The 25,449-nt window shown below is 65.4% G+C and carries 26 protein-coding genes and 1 pseudogene; 15 read left to right on the top strand and 12 right to left on the bottom strand.

What is annotated here, in order from left to right; translation table 11 throughout:
• Positions 1 to 6: 6 nt before the first annotated feature.
• Positions 7 to 669, bottom strand: a complete 663-nt coding sequence (locus tag HBF24_RS03330) for a peroxiredoxin-like family protein (protein WP_167168990.1) — start codon at positions 667 to 669, stop codon at positions 7 to 9.
• 129 nt (positions 670 to 798) lie between these two features.
• Here HBF24_RS03330 and HBF24_RS03325 point away from each other — a divergent pair, with 129 nt between their 5' ends.
• Together HBF24_RS03325 and HBF24_RS03320 are read left to right on the top strand one after the other, a co-directional pair.
• Positions 799 to 1,743 carry a LysR family transcriptional regulator gene (locus tag HBF24_RS03325; RefSeq protein WP_167168987.1) on the top strand — a complete coding sequence of 315 codons (945 nt, stop codon included), beginning with the start codon at positions 799 to 801 and terminating at the stop codon, positions 1,741 to 1,743.
• 311 nt (positions 1,744 to 2,054) lie between these two features.
• The gene (locus tag HBF24_RS03320) at positions 2,055 to 2,576 is read left to right on the top strand and encodes a hypothetical protein (RefSeq protein ID WP_167168984.1); all 522 of its coding nucleotides are present in this window, start codon (positions 2,055 to 2,057) and stop codon (positions 2,574 to 2,576) included.
• Here the strand turns inward: HBF24_RS03320 and mgrA are convergent.
• The 4 genes from mgrA to HBF24_RS03300 all read right to left on the bottom strand — a co-directional run bounded on the left by mgrA (position 2,536) and on the right by HBF24_RS03300 (position 7,249).
• The gene (gene mgrA, locus HBF24_RS03315) at positions 2,536 to 3,582 is read right to left on the bottom strand and encodes an L-glyceraldehyde 3-phosphate reductase (protein ID WP_167168980.1); all 1,047 of its coding nucleotides are present in this window, start codon (positions 3,580 to 3,582) and stop codon (positions 2,536 to 2,538) included. The two genes, HBF24_RS03320 and mgrA, sit on opposite strands and share 41 nt — an antisense overlap.
• A gap of 89 nt (positions 3,583 to 3,671) precedes the next feature.
• On the bottom strand, positions 3,672 to 4,817 hold the full coding sequence (locus tag HBF24_RS03310) for a DUF1615 domain-containing protein (protein WP_167168978.1): 1,146 nt from the start codon (positions 4,815 to 4,817) through the stop codon (positions 3,672 to 3,674).
• 129 nt (positions 4,818 to 4,946) lie between these two features.
• Positions 4,947 to 6,428: a methyl-accepting chemotaxis protein gene (locus HBF24_RS17390; protein ID WP_167168975.1), complete on the bottom strand. Its 1,482-nt coding sequence runs from the start codon at positions 6,426 to 6,428 to the stop codon at positions 4,947 to 4,949.
• Positions 6,429 to 7,009: 581 nt separating this feature from the next.
• Positions 7,010 to 7,249, bottom strand: coding sequence for a hypothetical protein (locus HBF24_RS03300; protein ID WP_167168972.1), 240 nt, complete (start codon positions 7,247 to 7,249; stop codon positions 7,010 to 7,012).
• Positions 7,250 to 7,422: 173 nt separating this feature from the next.
• Between HBF24_RS03300 and HBF24_RS03295 the strand changes: the two genes are divergently transcribed.
• Positions 7,423 to 8,142, top strand: a complete 720-nt coding sequence (locus HBF24_RS03295; protein WP_167168969.1) for a spermidine synthase — start codon at positions 7,423 to 7,425, stop codon at positions 8,140 to 8,142.
• Positions 8,143 to 8,161: 19 nt separating this feature from the next.
• Here the strand turns inward: HBF24_RS03295 and HBF24_RS03290 are convergent, their stop codons facing one another.
• Together HBF24_RS03290 and HBF24_RS03285 are read right to left on the bottom strand one after the other, a co-directional pair.
• Positions 8,162 to 8,671 carry a GNAT family N-acetyltransferase gene (locus HBF24_RS03290; protein ID WP_206064168.1) on the bottom strand — a complete coding sequence of 170 codons (510 nt, stop codon included), beginning with the start codon at positions 8,669 to 8,671 and terminating at the stop codon, positions 8,162 to 8,164.
• A gap of 63 nt (positions 8,672 to 8,734) precedes the next feature.
• Positions 8,735 to 9,487 (bottom strand): DUF1080 domain-containing protein, encoded by a 753-nt coding sequence (locus tag HBF24_RS03285; protein ID WP_240922172.1) that lies wholly within the window; start codon positions 9,485 to 9,487, stop codon positions 8,735 to 8,737.
• Positions 9,488 to 9,835: 348 nt separating this feature from the next.
• Here HBF24_RS03285 and HBF24_RS03280 point away from each other — a divergent pair, with 348 nt between their 5' ends.
• The 5 genes from HBF24_RS03280 (at position 9,836) to HBF24_RS03260 (ending at position 14,055) form a co-directional block, all read left to right on the top strand.
• Positions 9,836 to 11,047 carry an MFS transporter gene (locus HBF24_RS03280; protein WP_167168963.1) on the top strand — a complete coding sequence of 404 codons (1,212 nt, stop codon included), beginning with the start codon at positions 9,836 to 9,838 and terminating at the stop codon, positions 11,045 to 11,047.
• 228 nt (positions 11,048 to 11,275) lie between these two features.
• A complete protein-coding gene (locus tag HBF24_RS03275) occupies positions 11,276 to 11,866 on the top strand; it encodes an NADPH-dependent FMN reductase (protein ID WP_167168961.1) in 591 nt (196 codons plus the stop codon).
• Positions 11,867 to 12,137: 271 nt separating this feature from the next.
• Positions 12,138 to 13,229, top strand: a complete 1,092-nt coding sequence (locus HBF24_RS03270) for an aminotransferase class I/II-fold pyridoxal phosphate-dependent enzyme (RefSeq protein ID WP_167168958.1) — start codon at positions 12,138 to 12,140, stop codon at positions 13,227 to 13,229.
• 70 nt (positions 13,230 to 13,299) lie between these two features.
• Complete coding sequence (locus HBF24_RS03265) at positions 13,300 to 13,641, top strand: hypothetical protein (protein ID WP_167168955.1); 342 nt, start codon at positions 13,300 to 13,302, stop codon at positions 13,639 to 13,641.
• A 3-nt stretch (positions 13,642 to 13,644) separates the two neighbouring features.
• Complete coding sequence (locus HBF24_RS03260) at positions 13,645 to 14,055, top strand: hypothetical protein (protein ID WP_167168952.1); 411 nt, start codon at positions 13,645 to 13,647, stop codon at positions 14,053 to 14,055.
• On the opposite strand, the gene HBF24_RS03255 is transcribed toward HBF24_RS03260, so the two are convergent.
• The gene (locus HBF24_RS03255; protein WP_206064166.1) at positions 14,056 to 15,159 is read right to left on the bottom strand and encodes an alpha/beta hydrolase; all 1,104 of its coding nucleotides are present in this window, start codon (positions 15,157 to 15,159) and stop codon (positions 14,056 to 14,058) included.
• Between the two features lie 121 nt (positions 15,160 to 15,280).
• Here HBF24_RS03255 and HBF24_RS03250 point away from each other — a divergent pair, with 121 nt between their 5' ends.
• Entirely contained in the window at positions 15,281 to 16,039 is a 759-nt protein-coding gene (locus HBF24_RS03250) for a sel1 repeat family protein (RefSeq protein ID WP_167168949.1), read from the top strand.
• 2 nt (positions 16,040 to 16,041) lie between these two features.
• Here HBF24_RS03250 and HBF24_RS17280 read toward each other — a convergent pair.
• Positions 16,042 to 16,179: pseudogene (locus tag HBF24_RS17280) on the bottom strand (excalibur calcium-binding domain-containing protein); the annotation flags it as partial.
• 191 nt (positions 16,180 to 16,370) lie between these two features.
• Positions 16,371 to 17,162, bottom strand: a complete 792-nt coding sequence (locus HBF24_RS03240; RefSeq protein WP_167168943.1) for a YiiX/YebB-like N1pC/P60 family cysteine hydrolase — start codon at positions 17,160 to 17,162, stop codon at positions 16,371 to 16,373.
• A gap of 310 nt (positions 17,163 to 17,472) precedes the next feature.
• Here HBF24_RS03240 and HBF24_RS03235 point away from each other — a divergent pair, with 310 nt between their 5' ends.
• A complete protein-coding gene (locus HBF24_RS03235) occupies positions 17,473 to 19,539 on the top strand; it encodes an IgaA/UmoB family intracellular growth attenuator (protein WP_167168941.1) in 2,067 nt (688 codons plus the stop codon).
• Between the two features lie 196 nt (positions 19,540 to 19,735).
• On the opposite strand, the gene HBF24_RS03230 is transcribed toward HBF24_RS03235, so the two are convergent.
• On the bottom strand, positions 19,736 to 20,476 hold the full coding sequence (locus HBF24_RS03230) for an SDR family oxidoreductase (protein ID WP_167168938.1): 741 nt from the start codon (positions 20,474 to 20,476) through the stop codon (positions 19,736 to 19,738).
• 101 nt (positions 20,477 to 20,577) lie between these two features.
• Here HBF24_RS03230 and HBF24_RS03225 point away from each other — a divergent pair, with 101 nt between their 5' ends.
• From HBF24_RS03225 to HBF24_RS03210, 4 genes are all read left to right on the top strand, one after another.
• Complete coding sequence (locus tag HBF24_RS03225; RefSeq protein WP_167168935.1) at positions 20,578 to 21,516, top strand: AraC family transcriptional regulator; 939 nt, start codon at positions 20,578 to 20,580, stop codon at positions 21,514 to 21,516.
• Between the two features lie 102 nt (positions 21,517 to 21,618).
• Complete coding sequence (locus tag HBF24_RS03220; RefSeq protein WP_167168933.1) at positions 21,619 to 22,107, top strand: SRPBCC family protein; 489 nt, start codon at positions 21,619 to 21,621, stop codon at positions 22,105 to 22,107.
• Positions 22,091 to 22,450 (top strand): metalloregulator ArsR/SmtB family transcription factor, encoded by a 360-nt coding sequence (locus tag HBF24_RS03215; RefSeq protein WP_167168930.1) that lies wholly within the window; start codon positions 22,091 to 22,093, stop codon positions 22,448 to 22,450. Before HBF24_RS03220 ends, HBF24_RS03215 begins: the two co-directional genes overlap by 17 nt.
• A 446-nt stretch (positions 22,451 to 22,896) precedes the next feature.
• The gene (locus HBF24_RS03210; RefSeq protein WP_167168927.1) at positions 22,897 to 23,796 is read left to right on the top strand and encodes an SDR family oxidoreductase; all 900 of its coding nucleotides are present in this window, start codon (positions 22,897 to 22,899) and stop codon (positions 23,794 to 23,796) included.
• 241 nt (positions 23,797 to 24,037) lie between these two features.
• Here HBF24_RS03210 and HBF24_RS03205 read toward each other — a convergent pair whose 3' ends face one another.
• A complete protein-coding gene (locus HBF24_RS03205; RefSeq protein WP_167168924.1) occupies positions 24,038 to 24,319 on the bottom strand; it encodes a hypothetical protein in 282 nt (93 codons plus the stop codon).
• Between the two features lie 406 nt (positions 24,320 to 24,725).
• Between HBF24_RS03205 and HBF24_RS03200 the strand changes: the two genes are divergently transcribed.
• Positions 24,726 to 25,076 carry a carboxymuconolactone decarboxylase family protein gene (locus HBF24_RS03200; protein ID WP_343162704.1) on the top strand — a complete coding sequence of 117 codons (351 nt, stop codon included), beginning with the start codon at positions 24,726 to 24,728 and terminating at the stop codon, positions 25,074 to 25,076.
• Positions 25,077 to 25,449: the final 373 nt, after the last annotated feature.

The raw sequence follows: 25,449 nt of genomic DNA, 5'->3' as shown, positions 1-25,449 counted from the left end.
TTGCCATCACGCGTTGGCGTGAAGTTTCTCCAGCACCGGCAGCAAATCGGCCGGCTCCGGGCGGCGGGTGTAATCGGGATTGACCTCGGCGTAGGCGATCACGCCATCGCTGCCAATCACGTAGCGCGCCGGCATCGGCAGCGTCCAGCTCGGTTCACCGTTGACCACCGCCAGATCGTTGTTGAACTGGCGTTTGTACAGATCCACCAGCGCCGGCGGCAGCGCAAAGCGCAAACCGAACGCGGCCGCCACCTGATTGCCGTGATCGCTCAGGATGGGAAAGCTCAGGTCGTTGTCGCGCTGCGACTTGCGGCTGTTGGCCGCCACCTGCGGTGAGATCGCCGCCAGCGACGCACCCAGCTCGCGGATGCGCGATGCGGTGGCCTCGATCGCCTTGAGATCGGCGTTGCAATACGGGCACCACACGCCACGGTAGAACGTGAGCACCAGCGGGCCATCGGCCAGCAGCGAGGCCAGGCTGACCGGCGCACCGTCCGGATCAGGCAACGAGAAGTCCGGCGCGCGATCGCCGGCTTTCAGCGCGCGCTCGGCCTGGCCGGAAGCGGCCAGCTGGTCGGTCGCATCGTGCATGATGCGCACGGCCTCGGCAGGCAGCAGCGAGCCTTCAAATTTTTCGCGCAGGGCATCCAGTTGGGCTTGCAGGGTCATGATCGTCTCCAGGGCTAGAAAAGGGCCGGCGGCCCGTTGTGGATACGATCATTTATTTGCCAATATTCGAGTAGACCCGTTGATCAACTAGCATATATTTGCGCTGCAAATATACGAGACCGTGCCGCCATGCAAGATCGACTCGCCGCCCTGAAGCTGTTTGCCCGCGTGGCGCATACCGGAAGTTTTTCTTCGGCAGCGCGCGAAGCCGGGCTGTCGCAGCCATCGGTATCGCGCATCATCGCCACGCTGGAGCAAGGCCTGGGCACCAAGCTGCTGGCCCGCACCACACGCGCCAACCAGCTGACTGACGCCGGTCGCGATTACCTGGCCCGCATCGAACCGATTCTGGACGCACTGGACGAGGCCGATCACGCCGCGCGCGGCAGCACGGAGCTTCGCGGCACCTTGCATGTGGCCGTCTCGTCCAGCTTCGCCAACCGTCGACTGGTGCCGGCACTGCCGGGCTTTCTTGCGCGCCATCCCGCCCTGCAGGTGGACCTGCGCATGAGCGACAGCCGGCAGGACCTGGTACGCGACGGCATCGACATCGCGCTGCGCTTTGGCCCGCTGGCCGACTCGCGCGCCACCGCCAGAGTGCTGGGGGGCACGGCGCGGGTGCTGGTGGCCTCGCCGGCCTATCTGGCCGAGCACGGCACGCCGACCCATCCGGGGCAATTGGAGCAGCATGCGCTGGTTGTCGGCCCGGCCGGTGGCGGCGCGGTGGCCTGGAGTTTTCGCCAGGGCCATCGGCACCTGTCGTTGCGCGTGTCGCCACGACTGCAGACCACGCTCAACGAGGCCGCCATCGTCGGCGCCGTACACGGCCTTGGCATCGCCTCCAGCGGTGGCTGGGGCTGCCTGACCGAGCTTGCCGACGGGCGACTGAAACGCCTGCTGCCGGACTGGGACATGGGCGTGATCGAACTGCATGCGCTGTTTCCCGCCGCACGCGCGGCGCGCCCTGCCGCACGCGCGCTGGGCGACTACCTGCACCAGTATCTGAGCGCGGCCCGCGCCGACGAAGACGCTTTGATTCAACGCGCCTCGGTGCCACCGCAAACTGACGCCTGAATCGCGCCGCATGATCGCGCTGGCACGGTCCGTGCTGCGATTCGTGCACACCGTGGCTTCACGCGGTGCCTTCCCGTCACGGAGACAACATGTCGATCGAGTCGCTCGCCCCGTGGTTGGGGCGCTACCTGCTCACTGGAACCGAAGATGTCGCTCGCCTGCTGGATGGGCCGAGAGGCCATGCGCCAAGCCCGGTCAGCTGGCTCGACACGTGGGTTCCCGAGGCACCCCACGGTGCTGGCGCCGTTGATGCCGCGCCCGGGGGCTCGACATCCGGCGTATCGACCGCGACGCCGTCAATGGCTCCGGCCATGATGATCGACGAACGGCGACGGCAAGCTGGCGCCGCCAGCGGTACCGCCATCGGCCAGCTGCTGCAGACCTGGGATGCCAGTCGCCAGACCCAACCACGGATCTTGGCCGCGCCTACGCAGATGATGGCGCCCGCCGCGCCATTGGCGCCGTTGCCAGGCCAGGCGCGCGCGCCATCGGGGGTTTCACTGGCCAGCGTGACCATGCCATGGCCCAACCTGCCACGCGAGGCACCGCCCGCCGCGGACAGCGCGCCGGTGGTCCAAATGCCGCCGCCGGCCATCCCCAGCACATCAACCAGCGGCGTACTGGCGCAGCTGGTCACTTTGTTCTGGGTGCCGTGGGCGGCGCGACTGCCGTGGCGACGCATCTGCACGCCCCGCTGCGACTGCGTGCACTTTCAGGGCACGCGCTGCGCCCGCTGCCCGCACCGCATCGAAGAGGCCGGCGAAGACGACGCCACGCCGGCCCAGGCGCTGCCTAAACCCGCTGATCCGTGGACGGCTTCTTCCAAAGATTGATGCCACCGTCCTTGGCGTGCTGGTCGATTTCGGCAAGCTCGGCATCGGTGAACGCCATGTTCGACAACGCGGCGACGTTCTGTTCGATCTGCTCGGGCCGACTGGCACCAATCAGCGTGGTGGTCACGCGCGGGTCGCGCAGCGTCCACACCAGTGCCATCTGCGCCAGACTCTGGCCACGCTTTTGCGCAATCGCGTTGAGCGCACGCACATGGGCCAGGTTTTCCTCCGACAGGTGCGCCTGGGTGAACGAGCCGCCGCCAGCCTGATTGACGCGCGCATCCTGGGGCACGCCATCCAGATACTTGTCGGTCAGCAAACCTTGCGCCAGCGGACTGAAGGTGATCACGCCCGCGCCCACTTCCTCGGTGGCATCGAGCAGGCCGTCGGTCTCGATCCAGCGGTTGAGCATGTTGTACGAAGGCTGATGAATCAGCAGCGGCACGCGCAGCTCCTTCAGGAGGGCGGCCATCTCGCGCGTCTTGCCCGGCGAATAGGAGGAAATGCCCACGTACAGCGCCTTGCCCTGATTCACCGCTGCGGCCAAGGCCAGCGCGGTTTCCTCCAGCGGCGTGTCGGCATCAAAGCGGTGGTGGTAGAAAATATCCACATAGTCCAGCCCCATGCGCTTGAGGCTCTGGTCCAGGCTGGCCAGCATGTACTTGCGCGAGCCGCCGCCCTGCCCATACGGGCCCGGCCACATGTCCCAGCCGGCCTTGGTCGAAATCACCAGCTCATCGCGGTAGGCGGAAAAATCCTCACGCAGCAGGCGGCCGAAATTGATCTCGGCACTGCCGTACGGCGGGCCGTAATTGTTGGCCAGATCGAAATGCGTGATGCCGTGATCGAACGCCGTGCGCAGCATCGCGCGCTGGCGGTCAATCTCCACGTTGTCGCCAAAGTTGTGCCAGAAGCCCAGCGAGATGGCCGGCAGCATCAGTCCGCTGCGACCGCAGCGACGGTAGGGGACGCGCTCGTAGCGCTCGGCGTGGGCACGGTAGGACATCGTGGAGCCTCCGGATGCGGGTGGATGGGGGATTTGAGCAGGGCAGTCTAACGCGTCGCCGGTGGCGCGCGGATACGTCTTTGGTCAGGTCAGTGCGCGCGGGCCAGACACTGCTGGTAGCGGTGATCAACGCGGCGCGCGAACCACGCGGTGGTCAGCTTGCGGCTGATTTTCGGACTGTGCAGGGTGATTCGCGGCAGCATCGCGCGTGGCTGCGGTTTGCCAGCGACATGGTCGGCCAGCGCGAACACGCGGCGGTATAGACGGCTGCCAGCAAAATCGACACTGGCATTGCCCTGCTCCAGCGCGGCATGAATGTCGCCATCGCTCATACGCAGCTTCCGGCGCAGGCTGCGCACCGCGCGTTCGGTGGCGCCGGGTTTGGCGTCAAAGCCGGCGTCGGGCACCACCAGGTCGCCATCCAGCGCCAGCGCGATGCCCGAGGCCACGCTCACCGCGTGCTGAAATGCCGCATTGCGACTGGCGAACCAGCCGGCGTTGTAGTCGGCAAACCGATACAGCGACGACGGGTAGGCCACCGGATTGCCGAGCAGATTGGCAATGCCGAAATACATGCCGCCGCGACGCGTGAACACCTCGCTGCGGATGGAGCCGGGCACGGGATAGGGATAGCGCTGCGCATGGGCCTTGGCAAAGTCCACGCTCACCTGCATGGGGCCGGCCGTGTGCACGGGATTCAGATCCCCGAACAGGTGCTTGCCCAATGGCACCATGCCGATGAAATCCTCGAACAGCTCACTCATCTGCTGCTCGGTTTTCACCTGCGCGATGCGCTGGCTATAGCGCTGGCCATTGGGCGATTTCAGCCACAACGCGGCACGCACCAGAAACTGCGGCACGTGCGCCTTGCTGGCGCGCTCGTCGATGGCCTTGCGTGCGATGTGCGGCAGGTTTGGCACCACCGGATGCACGCGAAAGCCCGACTCCTGCGCTGTCACCGCGATCACCTGGCACAGCTGCGAGGTGTCCGGATCAAGACGCTGCGCGGCGAAGGCGGCGTAGATATCCGTAGCCCAGGCCGGCTTGTCACTCACATGGCCGGGCAACAGATGCACGATCTGCGCGCGCACCTGCGCTGGGCGACGCTGTGGTCGTTGCACCGTGCGCTGAGTGGCGCAGCCGGCCAGCAGAGCCAGCAGCACGAATGGAAACAGTGTTCGTCGCTTGCGGACGATGGGAAAACGGCTTGCCGATCCGGCCGGATGCTTCGTCATCCGGCCACCCTAACGTGATGCGCCGTAACCCGGGATGAGTCGTTCGCACCCCTCGACCCATCCATGGCATCCGGAGCGGCAATGAGCCGGATCAGGGCCCCGCCCCAGGCCGGTCAGCAACCCCCGATATCAGACCGCTGCGGGAAGTGACTTACGCGTGATACCGGGCAACGCCGCCCGCGATTCACCCAATTCGAATACGGACACCTTCGAATCCAGCGCCTCAGCATTATCCATCATCGAGCGACTGGCCGATGCCGCCTCCTCTACCATGGCAGCGTTCTTCTGCGTCGCATGATCCATGTGCGTGAGCACCTGGTTGACCTGGTCAATGCTGGTGGACTGCTCGGCCGTGGCGGAGCTGATTTCCTCGACAATGACGCTGGCCTGGCGAACGCTTTCGACTATCAGCGAGAGTGCTTCGCCGGAGCGGGTGACAAGCTGTGCTCCAGACTGCACGCGCTCCACGCTACCTTCGATAAGACGGCGTATATCCTTGGCCGCACCAGCGCTTCGCTGAGCGAGATTTCGCACCTCACTGGCCACCACGGCAAAGCCCCGCCCCTGCTCTCCAGCGCGGGCCGCCTCGACGGCGGCATTGAGGGCCAGCAGGTTAGTCTGGAACGAGATGTCGTCGATCAGGCTCACGATATCGGATATCTGTGAGCTGTCGTTCTGAATCGCGTGCATGGCGTCGACCGCCTGGCTCGCGACCTCGCCACCGCTGGCCGCACAATCAACCGCCTCGCGCGCCAGCTTGTGCGCGTGCTCGGCATGGTCGGCTGTCTGGCGAACGGCAGCTGTCATCTGTTCCATCGCTGCGGCGGTTTGCTGCAGGCGCGCAGCCGACTCCTGCGTGCGACGGCTAAGCTCGTCGTTCCCGCTGGAAATGCTGGCCGACGCGGCACGTACTGACTGTGCGCCGTTGCGAACCTCCTGCACAAGTCCGGCGATCTGTTCGAAGGCGCCGTACAGCTGGCGCGCGCCAGGCTCGGTGACTTGCCCGTATTGGGTCAGGTTGAGATTAAGCCGCTTGGGGTCGGCCGTGAGACGGTGTGCCATGTCGCTGATCTGGCTCACGGCTGCGAAATCACGCGCGGACCGGCGCGCGAGCACCACCAGAACCACCGTTTCGGCGACCACATACAAAGCGTGTTCCAAGACGGCCCACCAGTTGGGTGTGGTGAAGCAGATCGGCGACCAACCGTAAATCTGAAACCAGCTAAGGCCTTGCAGGTAATTGAACAACACGTGATGCACGGCAATCGCTGCCGCGGCCGCGATAGTCGCGGTCACCGACCGGTAGACCACGGTGACCCCGAGCATGGCAAAGACGCCAAAGTGCGCCACGTTCCTGCCAATGTCCGCCTGGATCAAGACACCAACCATCAACATGCCGAGCACGGGCAGAAGTATCTGCGACGCCCGCGCGCCACGCGAAACCAGGGCGACCGTGATACTGACCGCCAGTAACACCAGACCGACCAGCAATGCCGGGGCCAGGGCGTTGTCGCGCCAAGCATAGAAAATCGCACCCAGCCATGTAATGGCGATCGCACCAAGCATGGGCACGTCGTTACCCTGGATACCCACAGCACGCTGACGCGTCATCACAGCCTCCTGCTCGCAAACATGCGAGGACATTGCGACGGGCTGTCTCTCTAGAGCCGGCCGCTGAAGAAAGCCCGCTAGGGCCATTGAAGGCCGTCGTCAATACCAACAACGCATGTGCCTTAAGTCATGACTTTTATCGACCGGCACGCCGAATGCTCGAGCGATATTTTCCAAAACTACATATCTATCATTCTGTATGAGAATGATTATCGACATGGTAGTGAATGCCGATTCGCTGCCCGGCCCCGAAGTTAGACAAAGGCAACCGCCATGCTGATGCGTCGAGGGGTCCGGGGAGGAACAGGAAAGGACGTGCCGCATCGCCACCCACGCCAACGGAGGCGTCTCAACGTTCCACGAAGCCGCCCACGAGATACTTCCGCTGGTATGTGAGCGCCCAACCGTGGATGGTGCACACGACCTTCGCGGCCCGGCACCCGCCCGATACACGACTGGTTGCGTCCCGGTATCGACAAAAACGAGGCGACAGCGCGTTGTGTCTTAGGGGCACAACATTCGTGGCTGCCGCCTCACCGGGAGATGGTGGCCCCGGGATGGGCCGAACGATGCGACCGCCCTCAGGGACGCAATGTCAAACTTTCGCGCCAGGCGTGGTTGGGATCCCATCCAAACAGTTGTGCCGGCGTCTTGGCGTATTGCACGTTGTTGGTAAGACCCGGTTGCACCCAGGCGCCGTCATCGAAATGGTCGTGGCGCGCGTCCCAGTGCAGCCAGTGCGCCTGGCCCTGGCTGTCCACGGCCCAGGCTTTGGCCTGTTCCGGCGCCTGGTTCCAGTCGACCTGATCGTGTCCGCTCATGGCAGCAATCCTCATTGTGTCTCCAGGGCGCAGTGTCCTGCCGCCGGGGACACGGCGTATTGAGGCAAATCAAGCGCGCCGCATGCAGTCTGCGGCTTTCCCACTGCGGCGCGATGCGCGACACTGCCCGCCCCCTGGCCGTCCCGGCCACGCCGCTGCCGGAGCCTGCCTGCATGGACATGATTTTCGAGGAACTGGACTACCGTCCCACGCCGATCGGCGCGCTCAGCGTGCGCCGCCGCACCGAGCCGCTGCTGAAGGTGGAGGTGATCGAGATCAAGCTGGGTGACGAGTTCCTGATGTCCAGCCTTTTCACCGACTCGGAAGTGGCGCTGGCGCGCCAGGGCTTGGCCGCTTTTGCCGGGCAGGCGCGCAATGTGGTGGTTGGCGGCCTGGGCCTGGGCTACACCGCGCGCACGGTGCTGGAAGACAGCGGCGTGCAGTCGCTCTTGGTGGTGGATTTCCTGGAAGCGGTGATCGACTGGCACCAGAGCGGCCTGCTGCCGCTGGGGCCCACGCTCACCGGCGACCCACGCTGCCGTTTCGTGCACGGCGACTTTTTCGCCATGGCGCGCAGCGAAACCGGCTTCGATCCCGGGCAAGCCGCGCGCCGCTTCGATGCCATCCTGGTCGATATCGATCATTCGCCCGAAGCGCTGCTGGACCCGCGCAGCACCTCGTTCTATCAGCCCGATGGCTTGCGCGCGCTCAGCCGCCACCTGGTGCCCGGCGGCGTGTTCGGGCTGTGGTCCAACGAGCCACCGGATGAGGCCTTCATCACGCGCCTGCGCGAGGTGTTTGCCGATGCCTGGGGCGAGGAAGTGACCTTCTACAACCCGTTGCAGGATCGCCCGTTCACGCAGAGCGTCTACCTGGCGCGCACGGCCGGCTGAAGGCGGTTCGCCACGCGCCTCAAAGCGCCAGGCGGAAACCGAAAACGCCCAGCTCACCCTGCATGAAATCCAGCGCCTGGACGCGTTCGAACCCCATGCGCTGATACATGCGCCAGGCCACCTGCATGGCCCGGGTCGAATGCAGCACCACCTGGCGATGCCCGGCCTGGCGGGCCAGCGTGATGCAGGCTTCGGTCAGGGCGCGGCCGACACCGCGGCCGCGCTGGTCGGGGTCCACGACCAGCAGGCGGATGCCCGAGGTCTTTTGCAGATCGGTGCCCGGCCCACCCGAGCCGTAGTGAGCCATGTCGGCGAAATAGACCACGCCGCCCAACAGCGTGCCGCTTTCATCCAGCGCCACCAGCACGCGCGCGCCGGGCACGTCGACAAAATCGCCGACCCGCGCCAGCGTGGCGTAGTAGCGCGGCTGCGCGTCGGCCTGTGGAAAGCCCGGCAGGGCGCTGTATACCTGCACCATCAACAGCCCGAGCGCGCCGCATTCGTCGGGCCGGATATCGCGAATCTGCACCAATGCCTGCCATCTGTGGGTGGCCGGCCATTGTGCGCAATGGCGCCACCCGGCGACCAGTGCCTACAGACGCTTGATGCGGATGTGGCGGAACCACAGCTGGATCGGCTGCCCGGCGCGGCCCTTGTTCTCGGTGCCCTGCAGCGAGATGTGCCCCTGGTGATATTTGGCAAAGCCCGGCCACGTGGCGAACTTGGTCTTGGCTACGCGTTGTTTCCAGGCCGCCGTCCACAGATGCGTATCGACCGTCTTCTTGCCGTTCTGGAGGAACTGTACGTGGCCGTGGTCGACACGGATCTCGATCTGGTTCCACTGCCCGGCCGCACGTACCGACTCGTACGGCGCCGCATACAGGTCGAACATGTCGCCGGCGCGCTCGTACAACACGCGACTGTCGGGCACGGTGCAGGCCAGATCGGCAATCTGCATCTCCACACCGGTCTCGAAGGTGTAGGTGTACTTGGGATCTTCGTGCACGTTGAACATCACGCCGGCATCGGCGCACGGGCTCATCTTCCACTCCAGCTTCAGATCGAAATTCTGATAGCTGGCATCGGTGATCAGATCCTGTACCTGCTCCAGCTTGCTGTCGGGCGTGCGCTGAAGGTGGATGGCGCCGTCGACCACCGACCAGCCGCTGGCCGCACCCTTCATGTTGTAGGAATGCCAACCGGCCAGGCTGCGCCCATTGAACAGCGACTGCCAGCCGCCAGCATCGGAGGCAGAGGCCGCCGCCGGCGCGCGCGCCCAGGCTGGCGCGGAAAGACCGGCCAGCATCAGCGCCGAAACCAGTGATGTGCGAACAAGGTGCTTCATGGAACTCTCCGGTAGCCAGGGCAAACACGTGCCGCCATCGCTCCAATGTAGCCATCGCTGGCGCGCGCGCATGCGTCTAAGGTAACGATATCTGATATCGCCATGAGGGTTTGGCCGGATTTCCTCAGCGGAAGGTCTAATACCGGGAATGTATCTGCGCGCGACATGCGTCTGTAGAATGGCCGGAGTGTCCGGTGGAATCACCGGACGCTTCGTGACGACCCACCTTCGCCAGCCGGTGCCGTCACGCTGCCAGCACCCTTAGCCGAACCGGCACGCTTCACCCTCGTACTCCCACGTGACCGTGGCCTGCGCCATGGCCACGCCCGATGTATTTCTGGATTGCTCATGGCCCGCACCATCCACACGCCCGACGCTTCATCCCACGGCTACTCGCTGGCCGTGGTGATTTTCTGGCTGGCTTCCGGCGCCTTTGCCATCGGCGCGGGCGAGTTTGCCGCGATGAGCCTGCTGCCCTATTTCGCGCACGAGTTCCACGCCAGCGAAACGGTGGCCGGCCACGCCATCAGCGCCTACGCCCTGGGCGTGGTGGTGGGTGCCCCGCTGATTGCGGTGTTCACCTCGCGACTGCCGCGCAAGTATGTGCTGCTGGTACTGATGGCGGTGTTCGGCCTGGGCAACTTCGTCACCGCCATGTCCAGCTCCATGTTGATGATGGACCTGGCGCGCTTTGTCACCGGCCTGCCGCACGGCGCGTTCTTTGGCATCGCCATGCTGTTTGCGGCCGACATTGCCGGCCCGGGCCGGCGCGCCCACGCCGTCAGCCACGTCATCATGGGCCTGGCCATTGCCAACGTGGTCGGCGTGCCGGTGGTCAACTACATTGGCCAGGAACTGGGCTGGCGTGTCGGCTTCGCACTGGTCGGCGCACTGGCCTGCCTGAGCGTGGTGATGGTGGCCCGCACCGCGCCCTACAAAGGCCCGCACCCCGATGCCCACCCGCTGGCCGAACTGCACGCACTGCGCAATCGTGATGTGCTGCTGACGCTGGCCATGGGCGCGATCGGTTTTGGCGGCATGTTCGCGGTGTACTCGTATTTCAGCTCGGCATTCCTGGCCACCACCGACGAGCCGGCCTGGGGCGTGTCGGTGATTCTGATGCTGTTCGGTGTCGGCAGCGTGTTGGGCAATTACGTGGCCGGCATCGTTTCCGGTGGCCGCCTACTCAAGTCGGCCGCCGGCTTCCAGATTCTGCTGGGGCTGGCCGGCGGCTTCTATGCGGTGTCAATAGGCAACGTCGTGCTGATGGCCGCGGCACTGTTCGTGATCGGCCTGAGTGGTGGCCTGCTGGTGCCATTGCAGACGCGGCTGATGGACGTGGCCGGCAACGCGCAGACACTGGCCGCCGCGCTCAATCATGCCGCCTTCAACATGGCCAACGCGATTGGTCCGTGGCTGGCCGGCCTGGCACTGGCCGCCGGTTACGGCTGGCACGCCACCGGTCTGGTCGGCGTGGTCCTGGCCGTGTGCGGCATGCTGATCTGGGGCACGATGGTGTGGTCCGATCGCCAGCGCCCGGCGCTTGCCGCCCACACCTGAAGCACCGACGAGCCGAATTCGTCCAGCGGTCCGCGCAGGTGAGATAAACGCCCTCGAGCGGCGACCGGTATCGCCCCCCACTGAGCCCCGAACCGCATCACACATGCAGCGGTGGTGCCAATCACGCCCCGCCGGGAACCTTCTTGTGCGCTGCTCGGCGGGAGCGCGTGGCCTGTGCCACCGTTTGCGGCATCATGGGCACACCCCAAAAGCCAAGAGGATCTCGACGTGGCCGACCACATTCTTGTCCTGTATGGCTCTTACCGCTCCGACCGCGCCGGCATTCGACTGGCCCACTACACCACCCGAAACCTCTGCGCGCGCGGTTTCGAGGCCGAATTGATCGACGCCAAAGCCATCGGCCTGCCGATGCTCGATCGCATGTACAAGGAGTATCCATCCGGCCAGGCACCGGCAGCCATGGAAACGCTCGCCGGCAAGATCCGCCAGGCCGACGGTTTCGTCTTCGTCACTGGCGAGTACAACTGGGGCATGCAGCCTGGCCTGAAGAACCTTACCGACCATTTCCTGGAAGAGTGGTTCTGGCGACCGGCCGGCATTGTCAGCTATTCGGCCGGACGCATAGGCGGCGCACGCGCCAGCCTGATGTGGCACGGAACGCTGTCGGAAATGGGCATGGTGGTCATTTCCAGCACAGTGACGGTGGGCACCATCACCCGCACACTCAGCACGGAAGGCCAGCCGATCGGTGAAGGCGGGAAGGCGCTGGAAACGTCGTTTGTGCGCTTTGCAGACGACCTTGCCTGGTGGACTGAAGCGGCCCGCCTGCAAAGAGAGCGCAAGCAGCCACCCTACTGACGTCCCTGTGCGCGATACGTGGCTTGCGGACTTGGTCCTGCTTGCCCAAGCGCAGCGTGCGGCAGAAGCATCACGCTGGCACATCGCGCTTGTTCGCGGCGTGGCATCTTCCCCTGTAGCGACCACCGCTCGCTGCTTGGTTTTCACGTAGCCAGTCGCTATCAACAATGGCCAGTTTCGCCGCCGTAGTGGTTTTCGGCACTTGGCACCCGCCGAACAGGCCACAGGACGCGGCGCTAAAATGGCCGCTTTGTCGTCCTGGTACCCGCTCATGCCCCAGATTGATCGCGACCTCAAAGCGTCCTGCCATCTGATTCTCTCGCGTCCGTCACCCCCGTCGGCGGCGCAAACGCTGGCACGACTGGCCCAGTTGCCGCAGGCAACGGACGCCGTGGATGTCTACGGTGAAGGCGGCGCGGTCGCCGAGTTGGAGCAGGCCACCCTCGCGCACCTGGACAAGCCTGCGGGCCTGTTCTTCATCAAGGGGGTAACGGCGCAGTTGTGCGTGCTGCGCGCCTATGCGCAGGCGCGCAGCTGCAACAACGTGGTGATCCACCCCTTGAGCCACATTGGCATGGACGAGGCCAGCGCCGTCGAGCGTGTGGCTGGACTGCAACCGATCCGCCTGGGTCGCACCCTGCCCTTCACTGCCGCGCAGCTGGATGCGCTCACCGAGCCGCTGGCCGCGGTGGTCGTCGAACTGCCGCTGCGCCGCGCCGGGTATCTGCTTCCCGATATCGATGAGCTGCACGCTATCTCGCGCTGGTGTCGCGAGCACCAGGTGCCACTGCACTTTGACGGTGCGCGCCTGTGGGAGGCGGCTGCCGGTTATGGCCTGTCGCTGGCGGAACTGGCGGGGCTGGCCGACAGCGTCTACGTGTCCTACTACAAGGGTCTGGGTGGGCTTGGCGGTGCATTGGTGGCAGGCTCCGAATCGTTCGTCGCCTCGCTCAAGGTATGGAAGACCCGCTACGGTGGCGACCTTTTCACCGCCTACCCGCAAGCCATCTCGGCGCTGGACGGGCTACAGCATCGCCTGCCGCGACTGCCCGAATTCGTGAGCCGCGCCCGCGCACTGGCGACGGCGCTGGCCGACATCCCCGGGCTGGTCATTCATCCACACACGCCGCACACCAACGCTTTTCAGCTGTGGCTTCCCGGCACACCGGCCTCGCTCGCCGAGCAACATCGCCACTTCGCGCAGGAACACGGCGTGTGGCTATTCGATGCCTTCGCCGAAGCGCCGCTGTATGGCTATGCCATGACGGAAGTGGAAATCGGCCCCATGTCCGACCACTACCGCATCGAAGACACCGCTGCCGCGATCCGGCAGTTTGCCGGCATCGCGGCAAGTGGCGCCTGACGCGTTGTGGCCACCTTTATCGGTGGCAACCGGCATAGAGTGAAAGCCCCACATACGCAGGAGCCGTCGCATGAAGGATGACCTCGTCAAAGCTCGCGTCGACAGCCGCGACAAGCGCACCGCCAGCGAAGCGCTGGCGGGCTACGGCAGCGGCCTGTCCACCTTGGTCTCAGGCACGCTGAGGCAATTTGCCCAGGGCAACGACGTCGAGCGCTTGATGATGCTCGCCATGCAGCGTGGTGATCCGGGCAAGGCCCGCATGCGCGAGGCGATGTCGGTGATCAAGGCCATGGACGAAAGCTACCGGGCAAACGGACTGGACCATCCGCAAACCCAGGCGCAGCGGGAACAGCTCAAGGCCATCCTGGAAACCTGGGCCGGCGTGAAGCCATCATCGATCCAGCAGGCGTAAACCATGCGGGCGGCCTGGCAGCGACGACTCTGGAAACTGGCCCGCTGGTTGTTGCTGGTCGCCTTGCTGCTGGCCTTGTTCCGCCCGGAACTGCAGCTGCTGGCGCCAATGCTTACCGATGTGGTCAGCGCAGTGGGTGTGGACGGCCTGCTGATGCTGATCGAAATGCAGGTGGTGCTGGTGCTCTCGGGGATCGCCGGACGCACCGTGATCCCCTGGCTGACCCAGGCCTGGAATCGTCACATGGCCATGCCGCGTGGCCTTGCAGCCAGCGACAATGTGCTGGCCGATGGTCTGCTCTGGCTGTTCCACCAAGGTCTGTGCCGCGGCGGCCGCAAGGGGCTGGCGCTGTATCTGGTCTACATCGCCCTGCATGTCCACCTGAGCGCCCTGGCCGCACCACCCATGGCGTGATCAGCGCTTTGCCATTGGTGCGATATCCGCATGGCCGTAAAGATGGCAAGTAAAGAACGCCGCCATGTCACGGAAGGCCTGCTGCGATTCGGGCAACTGCGGGTTGTTCCAGAAGGTGTGCGGTAGCGCCTCGAACACGATCAGGCGCGTGTCGATCCCGGCGTGGCGAAACGCCCGCTCCATGATGGTGGTGCCGCTCAACAGAAGGTCACGCGTACTGGTCAGAAACAGCGTTGGCGGCAGGCCATACAGATGGGAAAACAGTGGTGACAGGCGCGGATTGCGCGGGTTGGTTTTGCCCACATACTCGGCCGCCAGCGGCTGGCCCGTCTTCGGTTTGTCGAGCGTTCCAGACAGGCCGTTCAGCCCGAACAACGACTGCGAGTCACCGGCATGCGAGAAGTCCGCAAAGCCGGCAAAAATGCCCAGCGCGGCCGGTTCCGGCAGGTGCCGGCGCTTCAGCTCCGCAGCCACCTCCCCGGTCAGTGCCGCGCCGGCCGATGATCCATAGATGACGATATGACGGGCGGGATAGCGCTTTAGTAGCTGCTTGTAGACCGCCACCGCGGCATCCAGGGCCGCCGGAAACGGATGCTCGGGCGCCAGCGGATACAGTACCGACACCACCTTGGTCCGCGTCAGATGCGCCAGCGGGATCGATTCGGTGAACGAGCCGGAATCGACCACGAACCCGCCGCCATGCAGGTTCATCAGCACGTAGTCACGATGCGCCGCCGGCAGGTGCATCGGCGTCACCACACGGACAGGCACACCGGCCATGCGATCGGCGCGCACGGTGGCCGGATAACGCTTCAGAAAGTCCTTCGCGGCGCCGGCCTGCCAGGCGTCCACCGCGCGGCGCTGCTGGGCCACGCTGCTGTGATCGGGCGCATCGGACGCGCGCTGCGCAAGAAAGGCCTGCGCCTGAGCGCTGATGGTCTTGGGCACCGGCACGAGGCGAGACACATGCGCCGTGCCGTGGCTATCGATGTAGCTGGCGTTGTGCTGCGGCGCGCTGGCCGCCGTCGTCGCCGAGCGTGGCGGCGTAGCGGCCATCACCGATGCGCTCGCCACGCTCAGCATCATGCCGATCCAAGCCCTCATGCCGTGCCCTCATCTCTCCCTAAAGTGGATGCACTGTGCCACGCGCCGGCGTGTTGAGCACCACGGGCAGGCGGCGTAGATTGCGGAAGGACGCCTATTTGGATATCACAGGAGTGAGCCCGTGGCGATTCACCGAATGATGACCGGCGTGGCACTGGCTGCAGCGCTGATGTGCACCAGCACCTATGTCACCGCCAAGGAACCTGCCCACCATGCGGCTGGCACGCTTTCATGCAATGCCGGATTGCAAAGCCTGCTGCCGGGCGTGTACTACGCCTGCCAGGCACGCATCGACGCCAGCCACCAATACGCGCGCAAGGCCGTATCCGATCTTCGCGAGGCGGCCTACTGGGGCGACAAGGCTTCGCAGTATGCGCTGGGCCTGGCCTATTTCCATGGTGACCTGGGACTTCCCGCCGATCCAGCACGTGGCACGGCATGGCTGGCCTTGTCGGTAGAGCGTGGCAACCGGACCTACATGCGTGACTACGCACTGGCGCGCAGCCGGCTGAGCGCGGCGCAAACCGCGCGCGCCAATGCCTTGTTCAAGCAGCTCAAGCCCCGCTACGACGATGCGCATGCCGGCAAGCGCGCCGAACGGCGCTACAACCGCCGCACCGAACTGCTGCGCCAAGCCGCATTTTGGGGTGGACAGGCCTACCTCGCCGGAATCAGTCCCACCGGGCCACAGCAAAATCCCGGCAAGGGCAGCAGCATGCCCTTGAGCACCGCATCGGTATTGCTGGACCAGGTGCAGCGTCAGGCCGATCGCGAATTTGCCGGACTGCACGGTCACGTCAAGGTGGGCCGGTTGACCGGTACCGAGGTAAAGCGTCCGCCAACCGATTCACTGCACAACTCCAGTGATCCATCTAGCTGAAGTCAGAACCTGGAATCATTTTCGCACGGCACTCCGTCATGATCGCCATCCATGCGAGTACCGGGACAATTCCTGTTGAAAAACTCGGCCTCCGCTCTGGAGCGCATCTGACTGCAGTACTTTCTACCATCGCAACTGAAATGCCGATCAAGCGGATGCGGCGAGGCCAGCGCCGCCTGGTTGTCGGGACGCGGTCCCGGTGACTGCACATGCCTGGAACGATGGTGTGTCAACAGATAGATGGCCAAAAATGACAGGCCAGCCATCAACAGGATCCATACCCGGCTCATATATCCACTCCCTGTCGGCCGATGTCACGCCAATGCGGCTCTTATCCGCGTCGATGATCACTGTGGATAGTAGTGCCATCTTCCGGCCTGGCCCAGCGCAGTCGATGCGGGTCGAAGCGCTGCTCGATCAGTGGCTTGATGATGCGAAAGTACGGCGAAATGTCGAAGTCGCGCGGAGTGAACAGACGCGAGTTGCGAATGTGCAGAATTTCCCGCCGCGCATGGCGTGCCGCGCGACTGCCGCGAGCGCTGCGTTCGACGCGCGGCAGAATCGGGTATCGCACGCTCTGGAACGCTTCGGCGATCAGCGATGAGCAGATGGCACGGGTCGGGTCACCGCTGCCTAGCGCCAGCATGCGGCGGCGCCAGCGGCCGGGCAACGGCGGTGTCGGCAGCAGGAAGCGCATCAGGTCGACGATGTTGCGCACATCGTATCGCTGGCCGATGCGCGCCATGGCGTGGGCCACCAGTCGGTCGATCTCCTCTTGGCACAGACCCACCGCACGGCAGATGCGTGTGTGCTGACCGGCGTAGGTATCCAGCGGCACCACGCGCACGCCATGTTCAACGTCAGCCTCCAGCAGCAGGAATCCCGCCGGACCGCCTGCCTCAGGCACCTCGCCGATGAACAGCGCTGCGTGCGACCAGCTCGACTGGGTCAGGTATTTGATGGCCGTGCTGAAACGGCTGCTGCCCTCGACCAGCACCACGTCACCCTTGCGCAGCGTCTTGGCCAGGAGCTCGAAACTGGAGGTACCGAAGTGCCACTCGCTCTGGCGTGGTTTGCCCAGGAAACGCGCCAGCGCACGCCCGACCCATTCAAGTGGAGCCATCCAACGCATACCAGGCACTCTTGGTAACCACCGACCGCAGCTTAGCGCGCCATGGCGCGGGTATGCAGCCGAGCTGCCGCGCAGCGATGCAACGATCAGCACGCCGAAAGCCCGCGACACCATACCGCGGCCACTTCACCTTCTCGTGGAGTCGGCCACTTGCATGCGGCACCAGGCGTCGCCCGTCGACGTCCCCATGCCGTGTTCATTGACTCGCCCCGAGTACCTTGCAACCGTCTGGCTCTTTGCGTGCAACCGCTCAAGGGACGTCTCGAAACAGATGGGCTCCATACAACTTCTGCTTCTTCTCGTGCTGCTGCTGATCTCCATCTACAGCACCACGGTCTACATGCGCCGCCGACGGCGATCGAAACGGGCCCTTCGCCAGTTCCGCGACAGCCAACCCATTCGCGCGCTGGGCGGCGAGGAACGTGCGCTGGTCGAGCGTACCTTCCATCCGCGTGCATGCGGCGACGATGTGCGCCGGCTCCGTGGCGCCTATGTCCGCCACGGCATCAAGGGGCGCCATGGCGCGGGCGAGTGGTTCGACCTGATCGATGACATCGAGGTCAAGCTGCATCCCGGACTGCGTACCCGTCTGGGGGCGATCAACGATGCCGAGGTGGTGCTGGCCAAAAAGCAGGTCATCGTGCTGAGCCTGAACGGTTACACGCTGGCCGATGCAGTCGAGGCCGAGCAAAGGAAAGAGCAGGCGCGCGTGAGACTTGCATCGGGCGATCTGGGTACCCTGGACAGCGGCATGACCGCCGGGCAAGCCCCGGCAGCAGACGGCATGGCTGCTGTGTCCGCGTACGACGGCGATGGCGGCCCCGCGCCGACGCGCCTGCTCGGCACCCGTCACGAGCGCGAGCAGGAAATGCAACTGCGCCAGGATGCGGCCTCGCGCGGCAGTGCTGGCGCCATAGGCATCGCGCTGGGTCTGGCCGGAGTGCTGATATGCGCGACCTTCGCCCAGACCATGCCGGCGTTGGTGGCGGCACCCGCCTTGATACTGATCCTTGGACTGTGGCGCTATCTCGCGGCACCGAACCGGCCACTGTTCACCAGACCCGCGCAGTTGCGCCATATGCGCGGACCGCTGAGCCTGCGCGCCGAGGTCAATGCCTACGAGGAACAGAACATCCGCTCCATCGCGATCTACATGGGCGAGGTGAAAGCGAAGTACCCGGCCTCGTGGTTCGAGCATCTGAAATCGCGCCTGCCCAGCGGCACGATGGATCTGGAGATGGACACCCAGGGGCATGTGGTGCGACACGGCCAGCTGAGCATCTATCAGCAACGCCAGCGTTATCCGGTGGTGCACTGGGGACGTCACGCCACCCTGGCGGTACTGGCGGCGCTGGTGCTGATGGTGGCCTGGTGGATCGCCGCGCCGCTGGGTACGTCGGTGGCGCTGGCCTGGAATCTGGTCACCGGACCCTCGACCGTCCACGCCGATACGGCCGCCGGGCTGCGTCGTCATCTTCCGGTACCGGGCGACCGCCTGGTTGCGTCCGGTACCGCGCGCTGCGCCGTCGCCCGCGAGGCGAGTGCCAGATTCTCCGAGCGAGGTCCGGCCTGGCTGGCCGATTGTTCACGCCTGACCTGGGGTGCGGCGCAGGCACCCCGAGCCATCGAGATCCCCGCCACCGTCAGGCGTCTGCAGCGCCAGGCCGGCCGTCTGCGCCGCAACCAAGGCGACAGCAGTCCGGCGCGTTCGGCCCTGCAACGAGCGCTGGAGCGGGTTCGCGGCGATCACTTCCTGGCGCACTTCCCACAACTGACCGAAGACGCCTACAACCTGTGTGAGCGTCGCCACGATCGCGCCTGCCGTCGCCTGCGAAGCGCGCTGCGCATGCTCAGGATCAAGGCCAGGCGACCGCAGTCGGGCAGCGACAGCATCGTGCTCGGCAGGGCCGATACGCAGCTGCTGGCCGAGCTGATCGAGGCGGCGCTGGCACCGGTCTATGGCGATAGCCTGCGGGAAGCGCTGACGCTGGCGCCGGAAACACGCGCCCGCGCCGTGCAACTGCAGCTCGCCGAGCCGGCCGATCCGTTGCCTGCGGCCAAGATCATCGCATGGCTCGACGAACATCCCGGCAAGGCACTGCACGCGCTGGCGCAACGCATGGACGAGCGCGACTTCCAGATCCACGCGATCGTCGCCGCCGTCGACACCGAAGACGGACTGATGCGCGTGCGCCTGCTGCCACGTGGACAGGTGCCAACACCCTGGCCTGACGCGGTGGCACCCTTCATGGTCATCGTGCTGGCGCTGCTGGTGCTCTGGCAATCGTGGCGGGCGCGTCGCTTGTACGTGGCATCACGGACACGTCGGCGCGACGTGGCACGCTGGCTACCCGGCGTTCTGCGCTGACGCGCGCGCACCGATCGCAGCGCAGCGTCGGCCCACACCAGGGCGTCAATGGCACAGGTGGGGCCCATGCGGTATCGGACCGTGGCGCGAGCGGGCATGCCCCGGGCAAGCGGTCCGCATGAGCGGCCGCCCGACAAGGGCAAGAGCAGGTTCGCGCGGGCGGCATGCGGTGCCCGCGCGCCCCTGCGGCAGGGCCTCAGCCGCCCGCGGCCCAGGCCTCGGCATCAGCCCCGGCGGGCAGACGCGCCGGCGCCGAAGGGTCGGTCACCGCACGCCAGACAGCCTTGGCCACATCCGGCGCATGGGTCATCGGACTGGAAGTGTCACGCATGCCGGCCACCACACGCTGAACCATCCCGGCGTAGGCCGGGTGATCCAGCCCGGCGCGATGCGCGTTGTCGCCAAAGCGCGTTTCCGGCGAGCGCCCCGGCAATACCAGACGCACGCGCACACCGAACGGCGCCAGCTCCAGCGCCATGCACTCGGTAAATGCATTCACCGCTGCCTTGCTGGCGGTGTACATCGACACCAGCGGCAGCGATTTCAGGGTGACGGTGGAGGTGACATTCACGACCACCCCGGCCTGGCGCTCGCGAAATTGCGGTAGCACCGCCTGCGTCATGGCCATGGTGCCGATAGTGTTGGTTTCCAGCAGCGCTCGGGCGATCTCAGGTGAGGTCAGCTCAAAGGGCACAGCGGCGCCAACACCGGCGTTGTTGACCAGCGCATCGATGGGACCGGCCTGGTCGATGGCGCGACGGATGCTGTCGGCATCGGTCACGTCCAGCGCCAGCACACGCAGGTTTTCAGATTCCGGCAGTACGGCCGGGTCGGGGGTACGCATAGTGGCGATGACACGCCAGTCGCGCGCCAGAAAATAGCGCGCGGTTTCCAGCCCGAAACCGGACGAGCAGCCGGTGATCAATACGGTTTGCATGAGACAACTCCTTGCAGCGTGGGTGGGTTGGCGACACGATAGGCCGCGGTGACCGTACGCGCTGCGTGCAAGCGTCCATATATTTTTGGCGAGCGTCCGACATGACTGATCCCCTGACCGATGTAGTCACCTTGCTGGAGCCCAGCGCACGCTTTTCCAAATCGGTGGTGGGCGCCGGCCCCTGGTGCGTGCACCGCCCCGATGCCAGCGAGTCGTTCTATTGCGTGGTGCTGGAAGGTGGCTGTCGCGTGCTGACCGAAGGCGACGAAGCGCTCACCCTGCGCAGCGGCGACTTTCTGCTGATGCCCGCCTCGCATGGCACCGCCATGGCCAGTCTGGAAGACGTGGACACGCACATCGACACCCAGCCAGTGGCGCTGGGCGACGGGCACTTTCGCATCGGTCAACAGGACGGTCCCATCGACCTGCGCATGCAGATTGGCCATTGCCAGTTCGCCTCGCCCGACGCGGCGTTGCTGATATCGCTGCTGCCGCGCCGTGTGCACATTCGCGGCGACCGGCGACTGGCCGTGCTGGTAAAGCTGGTGGGCGAGGAAGCCCGCGCGCAGCGTCCGGCGCGTGAGATGGTGCTGACGCGCTTGCTGGAAGTGCTGCTGATCGAAGCGCTGCGCTCGAACACGCCCACCCAGGCGTCGCCCGGTCTGGTCAGCGGCCTGTCCGATGCGCGCCTGGCGCAGGCGCTACGCGCGATGCATGGCGACCCGTCGCGACGCTGGAGCATGGGTGAACTGGCGCGCCACGCCGCGCTGTCACGCTCCACCTTCTTCGAACGCTTCAGCCGCGCCGTCGGCATGGCACCCATGGCCTACCTGCTGGCCTGGCGCATGGCGCTGGCCAAGCAACTGCTGCGTCGCGGCGATGCAGGCATCACCGAGATCGCCGAGCGCGTCGGCTACAGCTCGGCCAGCACCTTCAGCGCCGCCTTCTCACGCCACGCAGGCATGGCACCCACCCGCTACGCTGCGCGCGGCAATCGCGATGCGCCGACGCCAGCACAGGCTACCTCACTCTCGATCTGAGCGGGGCAGGCAGACCACGCGTAAACGCAACCTTTTAGTTGCTTTTTTGATCAGCCTTGGCGCATTATGCAACTTAATGGTTGCGTAAATATGGAGCCGCGCATGAACAGCACCGATCACATTGAACGGCAGATACTTCTCAAGGCGCCACGCGAGCGCGTATGGCGGGCGCTGACCGACCCGGCACAGTTCGGGGCGTGGTTCGGCATGGCGTTCGATGGCCCGTTCATCGCCGGCCAGCCGGTAAGTGGCCGCATTGAACCGACCCAGGTCGATGCGGAAGTGGCCAAGATGCAGGAGAAGTTTCGCGGCACGCCAATCACGCTGCTGATCGAGCGCATCGAACCAATGCGGCTGTTTTCCTATCGCTGGCATCCCTATGCGGTGGATACCACCGTCGACTACAGCGACGAGCCCACTACCCTGGTCAGCTTCGAGCTGGAAGAAGCCTACGATGGCACGCTGCTTCGGCTCACCGAGTCGGGTTTTGACGCGCTGCCAGCCGCACGCCGTGAGAATGCCTTGCGCGCCAACCGTGGTGGCTGGAAGAAACAGATCAGCAACATCCAGCGATATGTCGACGCGCACTAAGTCCGCACGCCGCGACGCGCGCGTAGAAACATCCGCCTTGGTATTTGCCGCGCTCGGTGATGCCACCCGCCTGCGCCTGGTCACCATGCTTTGCGCGGGCGGTGCGTTGTCGATCGCCCAGCTCACTGCCGGCACCGCCATTAGCCGCCAGGCAGTCACCAAGCACTTGCAGGTGTTGGCCGACGCCGGCCTGGTCCATGACGACAAACACGGGCGCGAACGCCGCTGGGCCTTCGAACCGACGCGCCTGGACGAGGCCCGTCAGGCGCTCGATGCCATCGCCGCGCAATGGGACCAGGCGCTGGGTCGTCTGAAGCAATTCGTCGAGGATGAAGCCCTTTAATCCGAGAGACCATAGGCCTGCCTTCGCCGTACCCGCCCCCTGCCATCCGTGGTCACCAAATGGACATCCCACCTCACCATGTTGGGCGTGGCTTGGCCATGAGGGCGCGGCCACTAAACACGGAGGTCATATGTCCAAATCACCGGTTCCCAACGCCCAAGCAAGAACCCGGGCAAACCATCAGGCAAAGGACGCGGCAATGCCCCTACGCGCGGAAACTCGACCCGGCGGGCGGATCATCACGTGGCACAGGCAACGGCAAGCGCTGAAAATCATGCCCCGTGATGCAAGCAGAGCGGGCAGTAAAGCGCCTGCTCTGCTTGCATTGGACATCCCTGGACAGACGCCGAGCCTGTTGGCGCTTATACCGGGATAACTTCACTACTTTTACCTGTTGAACAAACGCGGCACGTTGGGCTTCCGTTCCACCTTCTGGAGAGAGTGCCATGCGTGTTTTCCTTACCGGTGCCACCGGCTTCATCGGCTCGAGGATCGTGCCTGAGCTGCTCGGCGCCGGCCATCAGGTGCTGGGCCTGACGCGTTCGGATGCCGGCGCCCAGGCGCTGTCCCAGGCCGGCGCCGAGGTGCATCGCGGCACGCTGGAAGACCCGGCCAGCCTGCAGGCCGGCGCCGAACAGGCCGACGCAGTGATCCACACCGCGTTCGATCACAATTTTTCCAACTTTGTCGCCAACTGCGAAAAGGATCGTCGTGTGATCCTCGCCATGGGCGAGGTACTGGCCGGCTCCGATCGGCCGTTGCTGGTTACCTCTGGCACCGGCCTGGGTGACCCCGGTGACGGCGGACCGGCACGCGAGGATGTGGTCAACTTCGATCATCCCAATCCGCGCAAGGCATCCGAGCAAGCCGCGCAGGATCTGCTGGAGCGTGGCCTGGCTGTTTCCGTGATGCGTCTACCGCAGGTGCACGATACCGCCAGGCAGGGACTTGTCAGCCCCTATATCGACATCGCCCGCCAGAGGGGTTATTGCGCGTATCTGGGCGAGGGCCGGAACCGTTGGCCGGCCGCTCACGTCAACGATGTGGCACGGCTTTACGTACTGGCGCTGGCGCATGCGCAAGCCGGCTCGCGCTACCACGCAGTGGCCGAGGAGGGTATTGCCGTGCGCGACATCGTCCAGGTACTGGGAGAGGGCCTTGGCATGCCGGTGAAATCCATCGGTGCCGAGCAGGCCCCGGACTACTTCGGCTGGCTGGCGGGTTTCGCCGGCATGGATCTGCTGGCGTCCAGCGCCTGGACGCGAAACACGCTGAAATGGCAACCCACCGGACCGGGCATGCTGGACGATCTCAGGCGCATGGACTACGCCTCCGCGGCGGTCTGATCCGCACGGCGGTGGCGCGTCCGCTCCCGCGCCGCCGCCTGATCGTGAAGTCATCATCGGCGCGTCGGTCGCCGGCACATTCACGCACGGCGCCACACTTCACGCCGCCACGGCAAGAACCCCGCATCCGCAGAGGGCGGCGGCAAGGCCTCGACGGTCCCCAGCAAGCGCTGCCCTCGCCTGCAACGTCGATATACGCCTTGCCGCCACCGCGACCGCAAGCGCCGCCCGGGCGCCTTGTTCAGTTGCCGCCATCGCCACCCTGGCGCTGCGTGCCCTGCCCGCTGTCGGGTGGCATGGCCACGCCACGTTCGCGGGCGCGCTGCTGCATCTCGTTGCGATGTTCCATGCGATACGCGTTGCGCTCCTGCACCGTTTTCAGGCTGCGCATGTGGTTCATGTAGGTACGACGTTCGGCCGGCGTCATCAGTTGATAGCCATAGATGGCCCGGCCGTCCTGGTCGTGGATGCGGTCGCGATCGCGCATGCGGTCCTGGTCGTGCAGTTGATCGCGGTCCTTCATGCGGTCCTGCGTTTGCAGCCGGTCACCGCGCGTGGTGCTGGCAGGCGGATGCGAACGCTGTGCGCCGCCCCCGCGCTTCTGTGCAAACGTGGCCGATGATCCCCATGCCAGGACGAGTGAAATACACATGACGGCGATAGCGGATGAACGCATGATGGCTGTCCTCTTTGAGGCGGTAGAACCCGCGAAAGGCGATAGCCACTGTAGGCGCGCGCGCGCCCGCCGGATTGACATGCATCAAGGTTGCGGCTTGGCGGGAGCGGCGGCTTTGGTCGGCTGGCAAGCGCCCACGTGCGCCGGGCCGGTTATTGATCCAAATCCATAAGCACCAGGCCGATCTCCCGCAAAATCGTCGCGTGGACGGCTTGCGTCCGCATCCACGCCCTTGCGCCAAAGGAGCCGACGCGTGTCACATCTGTCGTTCAAAACCCTTACCGACGACCTGAACCAGGCGCTGGCCACCTTCCGCGCCGACCAGCCCGACACCATGACCGGCTTTTCGGCCATGGCCAAGGCAGCACTGGCGCCGGGTGAGCTTTCAGCCATCCAGAAGGAACTGATTGCGCTGGCCATTGGCGTGGCCGGTCACTGCGACGGCTGCATCGGCTTCCACGTCAAGACACTGGTACGGCTTAAGGTGCCCCGCGCGCAGTTCACCGAGACCCTGGCCGTGGCCGTCTATATGGGCGGTGGTCCGTCACTGATGTACGCCGCCGAGGCGATGCGCGCCTTCGAGGAATTTGGCGGCGGGGACTGACCACCGCGCAAGCCTCGCGCAACGCACCAACGGGATCGGCAAAACGGCCGGGGCCATCGGGCAGGGTTTCCCTGTGCGCCACGTGCCGGATGCCGACAGACACCTCTGGCGCATTCACCGCCGGACGTGCCTGACCCGCGCCGGCAGCGGAGCCTGCCTGGCCCGTGCCCCGAGGGAAGCCCCCATGCTTCACCATCGCAGCGCGCCACTCGCGGGCCTGCACCCATGGCGCGGCACGTATCGCCATGGGCGTCAGTGGCGCCAATGAACCTTGCGGTTTTGTAAGCGCGCCGTGCCCCGTTTGGCAGCCCGCGGTAAAGCGAGCGCCGCATCCGGCTCCGATCATGCCCGTGTCATCCATCTCACGGGAAAC

Source organism: Oleiagrimonas sp. C23AA (genome assembly GCF_011759385.1).
In the GTDB taxonomy this organism is placed as follows: domain Bacteria; phylum Pseudomonadota; class Gammaproteobacteria; order Xanthomonadales; family Rhodanobacteraceae; genus Oleiagrimonas.
Note: the sequence above shows the minus strand (reverse complement) of the source record. Positions and strands in the feature narration are given on the sequence as shown.